The following is a 16,439-nucleotide window of genomic DNA, read 5'->3' on the forward strand; positions in this document are numbered from 1 at the left end:
AATTTTCTTTTGAGAGATTCACTTTTTTAGAGTATAGTGGTAGGTGAAGAGGTGATAAGGTGGATAAAAGTATGAAAATAAAATGGAAGCAGAATTTATTAGTCGCATGGATTGGTTGCTTTTTTACAGGGGCGAGTATTAGTTTAGTTATGCCGTTTATTCCAGTATACGTTGAACAATTAGGGACGCCTAAGAGTCAAGTAGAGCTGTTTTCTGGATTGGCAATTTCTGTCACGGCATTTGCTGCTGCGATTGTTGCACCGATTTGGGGAAATTTAGCTGATCGAAAAGGTCGGAAAATTATGATGATTCGGGCTGCAGCAGGAATGACAATCACAATGGGGGCTTTAGCGTTTGTTCCTAATGTATATTGGTTGTTGATTATGCGTTTTATGAACGGGATTTTATCCGGCTATATTCCTAACGCAACAGCGATGATTGCATCGCAGGCACCAAAAGAAAAAAACGGCTGGGCTCTAGGGACATTATCAACAGGTGCAATTGCTGGAACGTTAATTGCGCCATCGATTGGCGGTGCGTTGGCACAGTGGTTTGGAATGGAAAATGTCTTTATTATTACTGGTGTTATTTTATTCATTACAACATTGCTGACGATCTTTTTAGTTAAAGAAGATTTTCAACCAGTTGAGAAAAAGGATTTATTAACGACTAAAGAAATTTTTAGTAAGATGGATCATGTTTCAGTGTTGATTGGTTTGTTTGTGACTACGTTAATTTTACAATTAGGAATTACAAGTATCAGCCCAATCTTAACGCTATATATTCGCTCTTTAAGTGGCGATACAGAGAATGTATTATTTGTTAGTGGTTTGATTGTTTCGATTGCCGGCGTTTCAGCAATTATTTCTTCTCCAACTTTGGGGAAAATTGGGGACCGCATCGGGAACCAAAAAGTTTTATTAGGCGGATTAATTCTTTCTTTTATTTGTTACATTCCCATGGCGTTTGTGCAAACACCTTTTCAGTTAGGCGTTTTGCGGTTCCTTTTAGGTTTTTCAACCGGCGCTTTAATGCCATCAATCAATACGTTAATTAGTAAAATAACGCCAACGGAGGGCGTAAGTAGAGTTTATAGTTACAATCAGATGTGTAGTAATTTCGGTCAAGTTTTAGGACCAATGGTAGGGTCGACAGTTGCCCATGGTTTTGGCTATTCTTCTGTTTTTCTGGTAACCGCTTGTTTCGTTTTAGGAAACATTGGGTTGTCCTTCTTTAATTTCCGAAAAGTTTTAAATAAAAAGCTATAAACAGTTGAAAAGATAAAAAAACCAGTTACAATAACTTTAGTAACTGGTTTTTTCTTATTTAACAGGTTTGGTTTCTTTCGGTACTGCAAAGTGTGCAATTAATAAAATAATCACGGCTGTTGCCAACGATAGAATCGTTGTCATTTTAAAGTCGTATGAACCACCAGATAACGCACCGCCGATATATCCAACGACTTGGCCTAATGCGAAGGTCCAGAAAAATACAACAAGATAACGCATATGAGCACCTCTTTTCTAGCTCTTAGTTTAGCATATTTTCTTTAAAAGTAAAGAATCCGCAATAGGAAAATAAGAGAAGAGGAAAAAATAGCAAGGATTCAAAAAGGAGCTGTCCAATGTCATTTCCACAATTACATACCGTTACTTCCTATTCGCTTTTATCTAGTACGGTTAGGATTCGTTCCTATGTAGAACAAGCAAAAGCGTTAGGTTATCAAACATTAGCGATTACCGATATCAATGTCTTGCATGGGGCAGTTGAATTTTATGAAGCATGCCAAGAAGCGGGAATTCAACCAATTATCGGTTTAAGATTAGAATATACCCCAGCAGAAAAAGAAGGGCATTCCGAGTTGCTTTTATTTGCTAAAAACTTAAAAGGTTATCAGCAATTAATGCAACTATCTAGCAGCAAAATGACGACAGAGGGTCCCTTTTACTTAGCGGAACATCAATCCTTATTAAGTGATTTATTTGCCGTGACTTTGTCAGCAAGAGGAGAAGTCGCCCAAACATTTTTTGAAGATGAACAACAAGCGGTTCACGCTTTCCAACAACTTGCTTCATATTTTGATCCCCAGTCATTATTTGTTGAGCATTCTTTTTCAATGAATCAACAACGCAATCCAGCACTCTTTTCTTTTTACCAACGAGAACAATTGCCTGGCGTGGCTTTGCAAGAGGTGCGTCATTTAACAAGGGAAGAAGGCTTTGCCGTTACTGTTCTTGAGAGCATCAAAGAAAATAATCAATTAAATATTACAAGCCAAACACCGGAAATTGAAGGTCTGAATTACTTGCGTGAAGCAGAGACGACGATGGAACAAATGCTTCAAATAGCTGGTGCAGAAGTGGTCCAGAATACGATTCAGCTAGCTGAAAATTGCCGAGTTGACATTCCTTTACATCAAAAATTATTACCGCATTTTCCTGTGCCTGATAATCAAACGGCTGGTTCTTATTTACGCACATTGTGTTTAGAAAAATTACCAGAAAGAGTGCCTCATCTAAATGAAGTCTACCAAAAACGCTTAGAAAAAGAGTTAACCATCATTCATAATATGGGCTTTGATGATTACTTTTTAATCGTTTGGGATGTGATGGACTTCTGTCATAACAATCAAATTGTTACAGGCGCTGGTCGGGGCTCGGCTGCGGGTTCTTTAGTGTCCTATGTGTTATCAATTACAGATGTAGATCCAATCAAATATGATTTGCTTTTTGAACGTTTTTTGAATCCAGAACGCTATACGATGCCCGATATTGATTTAGATATTCCTGATAATCGGCGGGAGGAAGTTTTAGCTTATGTCAGTCAAAAATATGGTCATTATCACATGGCGCAAATTGCCACGTTTGGTACGATGGCTGCGAAAATGGTTTTACGGGACGTTGCACGTGTTTTCGGGTTGTCCCAGAGTGAAGCGAATCGTTGGTCGGCAGCTGTTCCCAACAAGCTGAAAATCACGTTAGAAGAAGCGTACCAGGAGTCGAAACGAATGCAAGAATTGGTCAATTTTTCACCGAATAATCAATTGCTCTATAAAACAGCTGTTCAGCTAGAAGGATTGCCTCGCCATGTTTCTACGCATGCAGCAGGTGTGGTAATTAGTGATGAAAATCTTTTGAATTTGGTTCCGTTACAACCAGGATCGAATGAAATTTTATTGACCCAATTTACTATGAATGATGTTGAAAAAATTGGTCTTCTGAAAATGGATTTCTTGGGCTTAAGAAATTTATCCATTATTGATGACACCCTCACAGCTGTTAAACGCGTCTATAATCAAACCATTCGTTTGAATCAGATTCCATTAGATGACGAAACAACGCTGGCTTTATTTAGAAAAGGGGAAACAAGTGGCGTTTTCCAGTTTGAATCTGCTGGAATTCGGAATGTATTAAGAAAATTAGGACCAACTAGCATTGAAGATATTGCTGCTGTCAATGCTCTGTATCGTCCTGGTCCGATGCAGAATATTGATGTTTTCATCCGCCGGAAAAAAGGCTTGGAACAAATTAGTTATCCAGAGCCTAGTCTCGCCTCTATTTTAGAAAATACGTACGGAATTATTGTTTACCAAGAGCAGATTATGCAAGTTGCTGCGAAAATGGCAGGCTTCTCTTTAGGGCAAGCCGACATTTTACGTCGGGCTATTAGTAAAAAGAAAAAAGACGTGCTAGATGAAGAACGAAATCATTTTGTTAATGGTGCGCTACAACAAGGCTATCCCCAAGAGACAGCTAACCAAGTGTACGATTATATTGAGCGCTTTGCTAATTATGGCTTTAACCGCTCGCATGCATTTGCCTATTCCTTTATTGGTTTTCAAATGGCTTACTTGAAGGTTCATTATCCGAGTGCTTTTTATGTCGCATTGTTGCATTCTGTTCGTCATAATCCAACAAAAATTAAAGAATACATTGGCGAAGCTAGAAAAAACAAGCAGACGATTTTGCAGCCGTCAATTAACCAAAGTCACTACAGCTTTTACCTAAATCAGCAACAGCAAATTTTATTTGGTTTTAGTTCTTTAAAAGGAATCCGCCGAGATTTCATTCAAAATATTTTAAATGAACGCCGAGAAAATGGACCGTACAAAACGTTCGATGAGTTTCTTTTGCGAATTGACCGCAAGTGGTTGAAAGTTGAAAATATTGAACCATTGATTGCCATCGGTGCATTTGACGAAATTGCACCCAATCGCCGTCAATTAGCGGTAGGTTTAGAGAGTAATATCCAAAGTATTCTTCTCAGCGGTGGTAGTATGGATTTGTTAGAAACGTTGAAGCCGAAGGAAGAAGAAATTGCCGATTATCCGCTAGAAGAGCGACTAGAACAAGAAGAACAATATTTAGGGGTCTACTTATCAGGACATCCGACAGAAGAGTTCAAAAAAACACGCTTAGCTAAGCAAACGCAACTTGTTCATGAGCTTGTTGAAAATCAGCCCACGAAATTATTAATTTATGTCAAAAACATTCGGACGATTCGGACCAAAAAGGGAGAACAAATGGCCTTTGTTGACGGGGATGATACAACAGGAAGTATTTCATTAACTTTGTTCCCAACTGTTTTTCGCCAGTTAAGACAGAGCGTTGAGAAAGGGCAAGTTTATTATGTGGAAGGAAAAGTGGAACGCAGTACGTACAATCAAGAATTGCAAATATTGGTTCAACGAATAGAAAAAGCCCAACAAGTAGAAACATCAATTAGTGACGAAACGTGTTTTATCAGAATTACAAAAGATGTCGAACAAACGGACGTTTTTCAGAAAATGAAAGAGGTACTCAGTCGTCATGTTGGACACATTCCAGTGATTGTCTATTTTGAAAAAACAGGAAAGAAAATAGTATTAAATGAAGAAAATTGGGTCGCTCATACAAGCGCTAGTCAGCAACAATTAGCTTACGTTTTAGGCGAGCAAAACGTCATTTTCAAATGATTTACGGTAAAAAATACTAGTTGTTTTCAACTTTTTTCATTTTTTTCTTCTTAACTCAAGACATTTTGGTTCTTTAATGGTAAAATGAATGACGTAATATTTTTGTATATCAATTTTTGCGAAAAGGTTTCTTTTGGCAGTTGAAAGTATATTATATGAGGTGAAATAGCGAATGAAACGCATTGGTATTTTAACCAGCGGGGGAGATGCCCCTGGAATGAACGCTGCAATTCGTGCAGTCGTACGCAAAAGTATTTTTGATGGAATCGAAGTTTACGGTATTAACTATGGATTTGCCGGTTTAGTCGCAGGCGACATCCGTCGTTTAGATGTTGCTGACGTTGGCGATAAGATTCAACGTGGTGGAACATTCTTGTACTCTGCTCGTTATCCTGAATTTGCTACTGAAGAAGGGCAATTAAAAGGAATCGAACAATTGAAAAAATTCGGTATTGAAGGCTTAGTTGTTATTGGTGGAGACGGTTCTTATCATGGCGCAATGGCTTTGACAAAACGTGGTTTCCCGGCTGTTGGAATTCCTGGAACGATAGATAATGATATTCCTGGAACAGATTTCACAATCGGTTTTGATACAGCGATTAACACTGTTTTGGAATCAATTGACCGAATTCGTGATACAGCAACTTCTCATGTTCGTACATTCGTTATCGAAGTAATGGGACGTAACGCTGGTGATATCGCATTGTGGTCAGGCGTGGCTGGCGGAGCAGATGAAATCATTATTCCTGAACATGATTTTGATATGAAAAACGTTGCCAAACGTATTCAAGAAGGCCGCGACCGCGGGAAAAAACATTGCTTAATCATTTTAGCAGAAGGCGTAATGGGCGGAAATGAATTTGCTGATAAACTTTCTGAATACGGTGATTTCCATACGCGTGTATCAATTTTAGGACACGTGGTTCGTGGGGGCTCGCCAAGTGCTCGTGACCGTGTATTAGCAAGTAAATTTGGGTCATATGCTGTTGAACTTCTAAAAGAAGGCAAAGGCGGTTTATGTATCGGTATGTTAGATAACCAAGTAGTTGCAGCTGATATTATTGACACGTTAGAAAACAATCAACACAAACCAGATTTATCTCTTTATGAGTTAAATCATGAAATTTCTTTTTAATCTTGTATATTAGCTAATGTTATTAGCTTTGTATAAACAAATTTGGAATAGGAGCGTTTTAGTAATGAAAAAAACGAAAATCGTATGTACGATTGGACCAGCTAGTGAATCCGTTGAGATGCTAGTAAACTTAATTAATGCAGGTATGAATGTTTGCCGTTTGAACTTTTCACATGGTGACTACGAAGAGCATGGTGCTCGTATTAAAAACATTCGTGAAGCTGTAAAAATTACAGGGAAACGCGTAGCGATCTTACTAGATACAAAAGGTCCTGAAATCCGCACAAATGACATGGAAAATGGCGCAATCACAATGAAAATTGGTGACTCAGTGCGTATTTCTATGACAGAAGTTTTAGGAACAAATGAAAAATTCTCAATCACTTATCCAGAATTAATCAATGATGTAAACGTAGGTTCACACATTCTTTTAGATGATGGTTTAATCGATTTAGAAGTAACTGATATCGACCGTGATGCAAACGAAATCGTAACAGTTGTTAAAAACGAAGGCGTCTTGAAAAACAAAAAAGGCGTTAACGTACCAGGCGTTTCTGTAAACTTACCAGGGATCACTGAAAAAGATGCTAACGATATCCGTTTCGGAATTGGTCAAGGAATTGACTTTATCGCAGCTAGCTTCGTTCGTCGTGCTTCTGACGTTTTAGAAATCACTAAAATTTTAGAAGAAGAAAACGCAACACACATCCAAATCATTCCTAAAATCGAAAACCAAGAAGGTATCGATAATATCGATGAAATCTTAAAAGTTTCTGATGGTTTAATGGTTGCTCGTGGTGACATGGGTGTTGAAATTCCAACAGAAGATGTTCCAGTTGTCCAAAAAGCTTTAATTAAAAAATGTAACGCTTTAGGTAAACCAGTTATCACTGCAACACAAATGTTAGATTCAATGCAACGTAACCCACGTCCAACACGTGCGGAAGCAAATGACGTAGCAAACGCAATCTACGATGGTACAGATGCAGTAATGTTATCAGGCGAAACTGCAGCAGGGGATTACCCATTAGAAGCTGTTCAAACAATGGCTCGTATTGCAGTTCGTACAGAAGAAACATTAGTTAACCAAGATTCATTCGCATTGAAATTATATAGCAAAACAGATATGACTGAAGCAATCGGACAATCTGTTGGCCATACAGCACGTAACTTGGGTATCCAAACAATCGTTGCGGCAACAGAATCAGGCCATACAGCACGTATGATCTCTAAATACCGTCCAAAAGCACATATCGTTGCAATTACGTTCTCAGAACAAAAAGCACGTAGCTTATCATTATCATGGGGTGTTTACGCAACAGTTGCTGACAAACCATCAAGCACAGATGAAATGTTTAATTTAGCTTCAAAAGTATCACAAGAAGAAGGTTATGCTTCAGAAGGTGATTTAATCATTATCACTGCTGGTGTTCCAGTTGGCGAAAAAGGCACAACAAACTTAATGAAAATTCAAATGATCGGTTCTAAATTAGTTCAAGGTCAAGGTGTCGGCGAAGAAGCAATTATTGCAAAAGCCGTTGTTGCAGGAACTGCTGAAGAAGCAGTTGCTAAAGCGACTGAAGGAGCTATTTTAGTTACAAAAACAACAGATAAAGAATACATGCCTGCAATTGAAAAAGCATCAGCATTAGTTGTTGAAGAAGGTGGTTTAACTTCTCATGCAGCTGTGGTCGCGATTGCGCAAAATATTCCAGTTATCGTAGGTGCTGCAGATGCAACATCATTAATTAATAATGACGAAGTGATTACTGTTGATCCTCGTCGTGGTATTGTTTACCGCGGAGCAACAACAGCTATCTAAGTCTAATTAATTCAATCATTTGACTTTAAGCAATATGTACTCGGACGCAAAGCTGGGACAAACCGATTCGTCAGTTTGTCTCAGCTTTTTTTACAAAAAAGACAGTAGTACGAAATGTTCAGAAAACACGTATTCAGTAAATAAAGAGTTGGGCGCAAATAGTAAAATTATGTCTTAGTTTTAAATTATCTATGTTATTTCACACAAAAATTTTGTTATTTAATTAAATAAGCGTTAAGTTAGCTTCAACTGAAAAACAATTATAAAAAAAACGAAAGAAAAACAGGAAATAAGAAAGGGCTGTCAAGAAAATTTCATTGACAAAGCTTTCATACCCCTGTATAATAGCTTTTGTTGCTTAGGAGTGATAATTATGAAGTGGTCTTTGTTAGAATTAAATAAATACAAAGAAGAGCCGCTAGTGTTTTCAGAAACATTGCATCTTAAAGAAGAGCTTCTTCAACGAGATGATACCTTGTTGGATGTAAGTCCAATCAAAGTAGAAGGCTTATTAGCAGTCAATAAATCAGAATATTTACTTCATTACACTATTCAGGTAACTGTAACCGTTCCTTCATCCCGTTCTTTAGAACCTGTGGCTTTGCCAATGCAAATCACGGTCGATGAAGTCTTTATGACAAAAGAACAAATGGATACAAGAGATGAACGATTTGCAGCTGAAGAGATTATTTTATTGGACAAGCCAACAATTGATTTAGATGAATCTGTCGAAGACAACATTCTATTGTCCATTCCAATTCAAGTGCTTACAGAAGAAGAACAAAACAGTCAAGAAATGCCAAGCGGCAATGACTGGGAAGTAATTTCAGAAGAAGCATATTTGGAAAGTAAGCAGAAAGCAGCAGAACAAACAGTGGATCCTCGTCTGGCTAAACTATCAGAATTACTCAGCGATAATGCTGAAGAGGAAGATAACAGCTAGGTTGGAATATATTGTGTATGTAAATACACGCATCTTTACAAGGAGGTGGAACAACAATGGCAGTACCAGCTAGAAGAACTTCTAAAGCGAAAAAAGCAAAACGTCGCACACACTACAAATTAACAATCAAAGGCTTAAATGCATGCTCAAACTGTGGTGAAATGAAAAAAAGCCATCACGTATGTCCAGCATGTGGTCACTACGATGGAAAAGACGTAATGTCTAAAGAAGCATAAGCATAAAAACATTTTTTGAAATGTTGAATCCCCTAGGCTAACCATGGAGCCTAGGGGATTTGTATTTTTTTAAGAAAATATGAAGAAATTGGAAATTTATTGGCACTATATTGTTTTCATATGAAAGATAGTGCGTTATAATAGTGAGGATTATAAGAGAATGCTCATAGAATTTTCGTTGATTATAATATAGGAGGTCATAAAATGACAAAACAACAATTTGGCGTAGTCGGCATGGCTGTCATGGGAAAAAATCTTGCTTTAAACATTGAAAGCAGAGGCTATACAGTTGCGCTGTATAACCGTACAGGATCAAAAACAACAGAAGTGGTTGAAGAACATCCTGACAAAAACTTTCAAGCAACATACACAATTGAAGAATTTGTGAATGCAATTGAAAAACCTCGTCGAATTATGTTGATGGTTAAAGCTGGACCTGCAACAGATGCGACAATCCAAGAATTGTTACCACACCTTGATAAAGGCGACATCTTAATTGATGGCGGTAATACGTTCTTCAAAGACACAATGCGACGTAATGAAGAACTAGCAAACTCAGGAATTAACTTTATCGGTACTGGCGTTTCTGGCGGAGAAGAAGGGGCTTTGAAAGGACCATCTATCATGCCTGGCGGACAAAAAGAAGCGTATGAGTTAGTTGCGCCAATTCTTGAAAAAATTTCAGCAAAAGCAGAAGACGGTGAACCATGTGTGACTTACATTGGCCCAAATGGTGCTGGACATTATGTAAAAATGGTTCATAATGGGATTGAATATGGGGACATGCAATTAATTGCTGAATCCTACGATTTAATGAAACAAATCTTAGGTTTATCTGTTGATGAAATGGCAGAGATTTTCAAAGAATGGAACGAAGGCGAATTAGACAGTTACCTTATCGAGATCACGGCTGACATTTTGACACGTAAAGATGATGAAGGAACCGACCAACCAATCGTTGATGTTATTCTGGATGCAGCAGGCAACAAAGGAACAGGTAAATGGACAAGCCAAAGTGCGTTAGATCTTGGCGTACCATTACCATTAATTACAGAATCAGTATTTGCACGTTTTATTTCGGCTTACAAAGAAGAACGCGTTAAAGCAAGTGGCATTTTATCAAAACCTGCAGCCTTTAACTTTGCAGGCGATCAAAAAGAATTGATTGAAAAAATTCGCGAAGCATTATACTTTAGTAAATTAATGAGTTATGCGCAAGGTTTTGCACAACTCCGTGCAGCTTCTGAAGAATACGGATGGGATTTACCATTTGGTGAAATTGCAAAAATCTGGCGAGCAGGTTGTATTATCCGTGCACAATTCTTACAAAAAATTACCGATGCATATGAAAAAAATCCAGCACTTGAAAACTTGTTGTTAGATGAATACTTCGTAGAAATTACGAAAAAATATCAACAAGCCGTTCGTGAAGTTGTTGCGATTGCTGTTCAAGCAGGTGTTCCTGTGCCAACATTCTCATCTGCAATTGCTTATTACGATTCATATCGTTCAGATCGCTTACCAGCGAATTTAATTCAAGCACAACGTGATTACTTCGGTGCTCATACGTACGAACGTACAGACAAAGAAGGAATCTACCATTACAGCTGGTACAACGAAGAATAAACACGCTGGAGACCATGAGTGTGGCTCACCATGCTCATGGTTTTACTGTGGCTTAAAAAAGAACCAGACAGATTGAGTAGTAATTCTCTAATAAGTAGTAAGGAATAAAAAGGTTGAGCTTGAGTATAGCTTTTAAAGAGAAAGGACAATTAATCAAATGAGCAACATTTTAATTATTGAAGATGAAAAGAACTTAGCGAGATTCGTTGAGCTTGAATTAAAACATGAGGGGTATACGACAGAAGTACACTACAATGGTCGTACAGGATTGGAAGCCGCTCTTAACAACGAATGGGATGCTATCCTTCTTGATTTGATGTTACCAGAATTAAATGGATTAGAAGTATGTCGCCGTGTTCGCCAAGTGAAAAATACACCAATTATTATGATGACTGCGCGTGATTCAGTAATTGACCGTGTTTCTGGCTTAGACCATGGAGCGGATGATTATATTGTTAAACCATTTGCAATTGAAGAATTGTTAGCTCGTTTACGTGCGTTACTTCGTCGTATTGATATTGAGGGCGATAAAAACGTTGCAAAACAAACAACGATTACATATCGTGACTTAACAATTGAAAAAGAAAATCGTGTTGTTCGTCGTAATTCTGAAATGATTGAATTAACAAAACGCGAATACGAATTACTATTAACGCTAATGGAAAACGTGAATGTTGTCTTGGCACGTGATGTGTTACTGAATAAAGTTTGGGGCTATGAAACAGAAGTAGAAACAAACGTTGTGGATGTATATATCCGCTACTTACGAAATAAAATTGACGTACCTGGAGAAGAAAGCTACATCCAAACTGTCCGTGGAACTGGCTACGTTATGCGTTCGTGAGAACTAATTAATGAAAAGAACGATTAAAAAAGAACTGGAAGGCCCATCTTTAACTATAAAGTGGGCTTTCGCAAGTTCTTTCTTTATATTTGTAGTTTTTACCATTTTTGCGGTGATTACCTATAAGTCTTCTGTTAGTCTTATTGTTGCCAAAGAAAAGGAAAATGTCGAAGCAACGATTGCAGAAGTAACAAATCGGTTAGCTAATGCCAATGAAAATTTAACGGTAACAGACGTTTTTGACTATTTAAAAACGCCGAGTGAAAGAGATGAAAACTACTATAATAAACATACAGCAGTAGAAGGTTCGTTTATGGAAATGGACAGTTTCATATCTGAACTAGGACAACCAGAACTTTATTTATCTGTGTATGACACAAATCAAAAGCTTGTATTTAAAACACAAAATGAATATGATAAGTTATTACAATTGGATCGACAATTACCTGTCGTGAGAACCGTGTTTGATAAAACCGGTTTTTATTCCGTGGAACCTATTTTTTCAAAAGAAACACGAGAAAAGATTGGTTATATTCAAGCGTTTTATGAGCTTTCTTCTTTTTATGAAATTCGTAATCATTTATTATTAACACTTGTAGTTTTGGAAGTGATTTCTCTGATTGTAAGTAGTGTCTTAGGCTTTATTCTTTCTTCTTATTTTTTAAAACCATTAAAAGTATTGAGAGACACGATGGATACCATCCGCAAAGACCCACAATCAGATGTCCACATGCCGGAGATTAATACGAGAGATGAGTTAGCAGATATCTCGGAAATCTTTAACGAAATGTTAGATCGTATGAGACGCTATATCGAACAACAAGAGCAGTTTGTTGAAGATGTTTCCCATGAATTAAGAACGCCTGTTGCGATTATGGAAGGCCATTTAAATCTTTTAAATCGTTGGGGAAAAGACGATCCTGAAATTTTAGATGAATCGTTAAAGGCCAGTTTACAAGAAATCAGTCGTATGAAGAGTTTGGTCCAAGAAATGCTTGACCTTTCACGCGCTGAACAAGTGGACACCCAATATGCAAATGAACGAACAGATGCTAAACAAGTAGTCTACCAAGTATTTAATAACTTCCAATTGGTCTATCCTGAGTTTCATATCACATTAGATGACGATTTACCAACCGAAGTTGAACTGAAAATCTATCGTAATCACTTTGAACAATTGTTAATTATTCTCTTAGATAATGCGATTAAATATTCAACAGATCGAAAAGAAGTGCATATTTCCATTTCTCGAACGATGAATGAATTTGAAATAGCTGTGCAAGATTTTGGCGAAGGAATCACTGAAGAAGACTTGGAGAAAATATTTGATCGATTCTACCGAGTAGATAAAGCCCGTGCAAGAAATAAAGGCGGTAATGGCTTAGGCTTATCCATTGCAAAACAATTAGTCGAAAACTATAAAGGACGTATTGATGCAGAAAGCGTATTGCATCAAGGAACGATCTTTAGAATTTTTATTCCAATCGCTAGAATAAAAGAAGAGGAGGTCGGGACAGAACCGTTTAGCTCCGAGAAATAAGAAGAAATTTCCGAAAATTGCTCTTTAATTTTTGGAGAATTTCGGCTTATTTCCGAAGGAGTTGGTTCTGTTTCCGCCGTTTATCAGGTTTTGAGCCTGGAGCAAAAATCCAAAGTAATTTTTGTCCCAGGCTCTTTTTTTACGAATGATTAACGAACATTTCAGTAAGAGAAAAGGGATTATAAGATAAAGAAACGAATGTTTTCTTTGTAGAAAATATTCATCGTTCGAAATTGAAAAAAATGTTATTTTTCTGCAAAATAATAGTTGCGTTTTAGAAAAATCCTTGGTATATTAATATCTGTTCTGACAAACAGTCCGTTAAGAAAAAAGTTTTAAAAAGTTAAAAATTTTTCTTGACGAAAAGATAAATAACATGTTAGAATAACAAAGTCGTTAAAGAGATTGCTTTCAAATCAATCATTTGATCGAAAAAACTTGTTATAAAATAACAAAAAAGTTTTAAAAACTTGTTGACAAACAACTGAGATAATGATAAGATGTAGAAGTTGTCACAACAGACGACAACAACCGAGCGAAACAACTTGAAAAAAACTTTTCAAAAAAGTTCTTGACATTCAAACGAAAGTTTGTTATGATGTAAAAGTTGCTGCGAGGTAACGTAGACCTTTGAAAACTGAACAAAGAATAGACGAACCAAATGTGTAGGGCGTCTTGATTCAATTCAAGACAACAAACATTTTTAACAAGCAAGCAATATGCTAGCAAACAAATTGAGCTTAACAATCGCAAGATTGTTCTAACTTTTATTATGAGAGTTTGATCCTGGCTCAGGACGAACGCTGGCGGCGTGCCTAATACATGCAAGTCGAACGCTTCTTTCCTCCCGAGTGCTTGCACTCAATTGGAAAGAGGAGTGGCGGACGGGTGAGTAACACGTGGGTAACCTACCCATCAGAGGGGGATAACACTTGGAAACAGGTGCTAATACCGCATAACAGTTTATGCCGCATGGCATAAGAGTGAAAGGCGCTTTCGGGTGTCGCTGATGGATGGACCCGCGGTGCATTAGCTAGTTGGTGAGGTAACGGCTCACCAAGGCCACGATGCATAGCCGACCTGAGAGGGTGATCGGCCACACTGGGACTGAGACACGGCCCAGACTCCTACGGGAGGCAGCAGTAGGGAATCTTCGGCAATGGACGAAAGTCTGACCGAGCAACGCCGCGTGAGTGAAGAAGGTTTTCGGATCGTAAAACTCTGTTGTTAGAGAAGAACAAGGACGTTAGTAACTGAACGTCCCCTGACGGTATCTAACCAGAAAGCCACGGCTAACTACGTGCCAGCAGCCGCGGTAATACGTAGGTGGCAAGCGTTGTCCGGATTTATTGGGCGTAAAGCGAGCGCAGGCGGTTTCTTAAGTCTGATGTGAAAGCCCCCGGCTCAACCGGGGAGGGTCATTGGAAACTGGGAGACTTGAGTGCAGAAGAGGAGAGTGGAATTCCATGTGTAGCGGTGAAATGCGTAGATATATGGAGGAACACCAGTGGCGAAGGCGGCTCTCTGGTCTGTAACTGACGCTGAGGCTCGAAAGCGTGGGGAGCAAACAGGATTAGATACCCTGGTAGTCCACGCCGTAAACGATGAGTGCTAAGTGTTGGAGGGTTTCCGCCCTTCAGTGCTGCAGCAAACGCATTAAGCACTCCGCCTGGGGAGTACGACCGCAAGGTTGAAACTCAAAGGAATTGACGGGGGCCCGCACAAGCGGTGGAGCATGTGGTTTAATTCGAAGCAACGCGAAGAACCTTACCAGGTCTTGACATCCTTTGACCACTCTAGAGATAGAGCTTTCCCTTCGGGGACAAAGTGACAGGTGGTGCATGGTTGTCGTCAGCTCGTGTCGTGAGATGTTGGGTTAAGTCCCGCAACGAGCGCAACCCTTATTGTTAGTTGCCATCATTTAGTTGGGCACTCTAGCGAGACTGCCGGTGACAAACCGGAGGAAGGTGGGGATGACGTCAAATCATCATGCCCCTTATGACCTGGGCTACACACGTGCTACAATGGGAAGTACAACGAGTCGCTAGACCGCGAGGTCATGCAAATCTCTTAAAGCTTCTCTCAGTTCGGATTGCAGGCTGCAACTCGCCTGCATGAAGCCGGAATCGCTAGTAATCGCGGATCAGCACGCCGCGGTGAATACGTTCCCGGGCCTTGTACACACCGCCCGTCACACCACGAGAGTTTGTAACACCCGAAGTCGGTGAGGTAACCTTTTTGGAGCCAGCCGCCTAAGGTGGGATAGATGATTGGGGTGAAGTCGTAACAAGGTAGCCGTATCGGAAGGTGCGGCTGGATCACCTCCTTTCTAAGGAATATTACGGAAATACACATTTCGTCTTTACTTTGTTCAGTTTTGAGAGGTCTACTCTCAATCAAATAAGTTCGGGGCCTTAGCTCAGCTGGGAGAGCGCCTGCTTTGCACGCAGGAGGTCAGCGGTTCGATCCCGCTAGGCTCCATTGATAGCTTTTGCTATCAGATTCGTTCATTGAAAACTGGATATTGAAGTAAAAAGAATCAAAACAAACCGAGAACACCGCGTTGAATGAGTTTTTTTAATAAGTTCAATTGCTTATTTATTGATTAACCTTCTATCGCTAGAAGAAGTGATCAAGACCCAACCGTAAGGTTGATAAGGTTAAGTGAATAAGGGCGCACGGTGGATGCCTTGGCACTAGGAGCCGATGAAGGACGGGACTAACACCGATATGCTTTGGGGAGCTGTAAGTAAGCTATGATCCAGAGATTTCCGAATGGGGGAACCCAATATCTTTTATAGGATATTACTTTTCAGTGAATACATAGCTGATTAGAGGTAGACGCAGAGAACTGAAACATCTTAGTACCTGCAGGAAGAGAAAGAAAATTCGATTCCCTGAGTAGCGGCGAGCGAAACGGGAAGAGCCCAAACCAACAAGCTTGCTTGTTGGGGTTGTAGGACTCCAATATGGTAGTCTGTTAGTATAGTTGAAGGATTTGGAAAATTCCGCTAAAGAGGGTGAAAGCCCCGTAGACGAAATGCTAACAACACCTAGGAGGATCCTGAGTACGGCGGAACACGAGAAATTCCGTCGGAATCCGCGGGGACCATCCCGCAAGGCTAAATACTCCCTAGTGACCGATAGTGAACCAGTACCGTGAGGGAAAGGTGAAAAGCACCCCGGAAGGGGAGTGAAATAGATCCTGAAACCGTGTGCCTACAACAAGTCAAAGCTCGTTAATGAGTGATGGCGTGCCTTTTGTAGAATGAACCGGCGAGTTACGATTGCATGCGAGGTTAAGTCGAAGAGACGGAGCCGCAGCGAAAGCGAGTCTGA

10 protein-coding genes, 1 tRNA gene and 2 rRNA genes (1 of these 13 only partly in view) are annotated in these 16,439 nt (G+C 39.3%); 12 read left to right on the forward strand and 1 reads right to left on the reverse strand.

The annotated features are described in order from the left end of the window. The first annotated feature begins 71 nt into the window (after window positions 1-71). Window positions 72-1,268 carry a multidrug efflux MFS transporter gene (locus IGL49_RS03895; RefSeq protein WP_002381323.1) on the forward strand — a complete coding sequence of 399 codons (1,197 nt, stop codon included), beginning with the start codon at window positions 72-74 and terminating at the stop codon, window positions 1,266-1,268. 54 nt (window positions 1,269-1,322) lie between these two features. Here IGL49_RS03895 and IGL49_RS03900 read toward each other — a convergent pair whose 3' ends face one another. Next, window positions 1,323-1,508 (reverse strand): YjzD family protein, encoded by a 186-nt coding sequence (locus tag IGL49_RS03900; protein WP_002355945.1) that lies wholly within the window; start codon window positions 1,506-1,508, stop codon window positions 1,323-1,325. Between the two features lie 116 nt (window positions 1,509-1,624). Between IGL49_RS03900 and dnaE the strand changes: the two genes are divergently transcribed. The 11 genes from dnaE to IGL49_RS03955 all read left to right on the forward strand — a co-directional run. Continuing rightward, window positions 1,625-4,954 carry a DNA polymerase III subunit alpha gene (gene dnaE / locus IGL49_RS03905; RefSeq protein ID WP_104855356.1) on the forward strand — a complete coding sequence of 1,110 codons (3,330 nt, stop codon included), beginning with the start codon at window positions 1,625-1,627 and terminating at the stop codon, window positions 4,952-4,954. A 172-nt stretch (window positions 4,955-5,126) separates the two neighbouring features. Then, the gene (gene pfkA / locus IGL49_RS03910) at window positions 5,127-6,089 is read left to right on the forward strand and encodes a 6-phosphofructokinase (protein ID WP_104855355.1); all 963 of its coding nucleotides are present in this window, start codon (window positions 5,127-5,129) and stop codon (window positions 6,087-6,089) included. A gap of 64 nt (window positions 6,090-6,153) precedes the next feature. Then, window positions 6,154-7,911 (forward strand): pyruvate kinase, encoded by a 1,758-nt coding sequence (gene pyk / locus IGL49_RS03915; protein ID WP_104855354.1) that lies wholly within the window; start codon window positions 6,154-6,156, stop codon window positions 7,909-7,911. 373 nt (window positions 7,912-8,284) lie between these two features. After that, the gene (locus IGL49_RS03920) at window positions 8,285-8,854 is read left to right on the forward strand and encodes a YceD family protein (RefSeq protein ID WP_002363429.1); all 570 of its coding nucleotides are present in this window, start codon (window positions 8,285-8,287) and stop codon (window positions 8,852-8,854) included. 56 nt (window positions 8,855-8,910) lie between these two features. Beyond that, window positions 8,911-9,090 (forward strand): 50S ribosomal protein L32, encoded by a 180-nt coding sequence (rpmF, locus tag IGL49_RS03925; RefSeq protein WP_002355952.1) that lies wholly within the window; start codon window positions 8,911-8,913, stop codon window positions 9,088-9,090. A 204-nt stretch (window positions 9,091-9,294) separates the two neighbouring features. After that, window positions 9,295-10,716: an NADP-dependent phosphogluconate dehydrogenase gene (gndA, locus tag IGL49_RS03930; protein WP_104855353.1), complete on the forward strand. Its 1,422-nt coding sequence runs from the start codon at window positions 9,295-9,297 to the stop codon at window positions 10,714-10,716. A 157-nt stretch (window positions 10,717-10,873) separates the two neighbouring features. Further along, window positions 10,874-11,560 carry a response regulator transcription factor gene (locus IGL49_RS03935; RefSeq protein WP_002355954.1) on the forward strand — a complete coding sequence of 229 codons (687 nt, stop codon included), beginning with the start codon at window positions 10,874-10,876 and terminating at the stop codon, window positions 11,558-11,560. Window positions 11,561-11,570: 10 nt separating this feature from the next. After that, window positions 11,571-13,100, forward strand: coding sequence for a HAMP domain-containing sensor histidine kinase (locus tag IGL49_RS03940; protein ID WP_104855352.1), 1,530 nt, complete (start codon window positions 11,571-11,573; stop codon window positions 13,098-13,100). Between the two features lie 768 nt (window positions 13,101-13,868). Further along, window positions 13,869-15,429: ribosomal RNA gene (locus IGL49_RS03945) — 16S ribosomal RNA — on the forward strand. A gap of 79 nt (window positions 15,430-15,508) precedes the next feature. Then, window positions 15,509-15,581 (forward strand) — tRNA-Ala (locus IGL49_RS03950). A gap of 177 nt (window positions 15,582-15,758) precedes the next feature. Next, window positions 15,759-16,439 (forward strand): 23S ribosomal RNA (locus tag IGL49_RS03955) (it continues 2,232 nt past the right edge of the window). Together the 16S and 23S rRNA genes with 1 tRNA gene alongside form the textbook arrangement of a ribosomal RNA operon.

The sequence above is a fragment of the Enterococcus sp. DIV1337a genome (assembly GCF_051712285.1).
Lineage (GTDB): Bacteria > Bacillota > Bacilli > Lactobacillales > Enterococcaceae > Enterococcus > Enterococcus faecalis.